This is a genomic window from Jeotgalicoccus sp. S0W5 (genome assembly GCF_011634875.1).
Classification (GTDB): domain Bacteria; phylum Bacillota; class Bacilli; order Staphylococcales; family Salinicoccaceae; genus Jeotgalicoccus; species Jeotgalicoccus marinus.
Window position 1 is genome coordinate 1 of sequence record NZ_SIRQ01000010.1, and the last position, 1,500, is coordinate 1,500.

Consider the following 1,500-nt stretch of genomic DNA (forward strand, 5'->3'; position numbering starts at 1 on the left):
GTCAACATGTTTATCTCACTGATGCTTCTCTCCGGATTCTTAATAATCTCTTCTAAAATTTGAGTGAAATGTTTGGACATCCGATTGATTGTTTCCTCTTTGAATAAAGCAGAAGCATACTCTATATGACAATCAATGGAATCTATATTTTCCTGGATGGACATTGTTAGATCGAATTTAGAAATATTAAAGTCGATAGGTTGTGGTGAAATTTTTAATCCTTCAAAATTCAATGTATCTTCAGTGAAATTCTGCACAGTAAACATTGTTTGGAATAAAGGATTGCGACTTGAATCACGCTCTAATAGAAGCTTTTCTATCAACACTTCAAAAGGGTAGTCTGCATGATCATATGCCGTTATTGATGTGTGCTTTACTTCATGAATGAAATCAGTAACCTTTTTTCGGTCTTCAGGACGATTGCGCATTACCAGTGTGTTCACAAACATACCCACCATTGACTGGATATCCTGATGTGACCTTCCGGCTACAGGAGTACCGACTAAAATGTCAGATTGATTTGTATATTTATGGAGTAGAATGTTGTATGCCGAAAGTAAAATCATGTACATCGTGGTGCCTGTGTTAGCTGCCAATTCTTTAATGCCTTGAGACGTTGAAGAGTCCAATTTAAATTCGAAGTGATGCCCCTCAAAGTTTTGAACCTCTGGTCTGGAAAAGTCGGTTGGCAAATCTAAAGTAGATGGAAGATTCGAAAATGCATCCAACCAATAATCTTCTTGTTTTTTATAGTTTTCAGTGTCTAGTTGTTCTTGTTCCCACACGCTGAAGTCCTTATAATGAATATTCAACTCTTCTAAAGCCACTTCGTTATATAATTTGGATAAATCATTTAATATAATACTTGTGGATATGCCATCCGAGACAATATGATGTGTATCGATTAAAAATATATGGGTCGCTGCATCCGACTTTATCAGTTTGGCACGTAATAAACTTTTTCCCTCCAGATCGAAAGGGCGAATGAAATCAGAAATATTGTAGTCTGCCTTTTTACCCTTTTCCTCTACAGTTAGAGAAAAATTAATTTCAGTATTTATTTTTTGGACAGGTTCACCATCTCTGGTCTCAAATGAGGTCCGTAGAATTTCATGATGAGAGATGAGCTTACGGATTGCGCTTTCTAATTTTTTATAATCCAGCTGTCCTTTAAGTTCGAATGCCGAAGGCATATTATAATGCGTCGAATCTTTATCCATCTTTTGGAGCACATACATTCTTTTCTGTGCAGAAGAGAGTGGGTAATATGGTTGTTTCTTGATTGGTCTTACCTTTTTCGATTCTGTTTTACCCTGACTCTCAAGAGTATCCGCCAACTCTCTCACCGTCGGTGAATCAAACACTGTCCTAACTGGAATATCGATATTAAGAACACGATGGATGCCGGAGACCAGTTGAATCGCTTTTAACGAATGCCCGCCAAGTTCAAAGAAGTTGTCATTTAAACCGACCCTGTCCACTTCCAGCACTTCCTGCCAA

General features: G+C 37.6%; 1 protein-coding gene. It reads right to left on the bottom strand.

What is annotated here, in order from left to right:
* The coding region (locus tag EYB29_RS09230) for a condensation domain-containing protein (protein ID WP_240921857.1) at positions 1–1,481 on the bottom strand (1,481 nt) is incomplete at its 3' end.
* Positions 1,482–1,500: the final 19 nt, after the last annotated feature.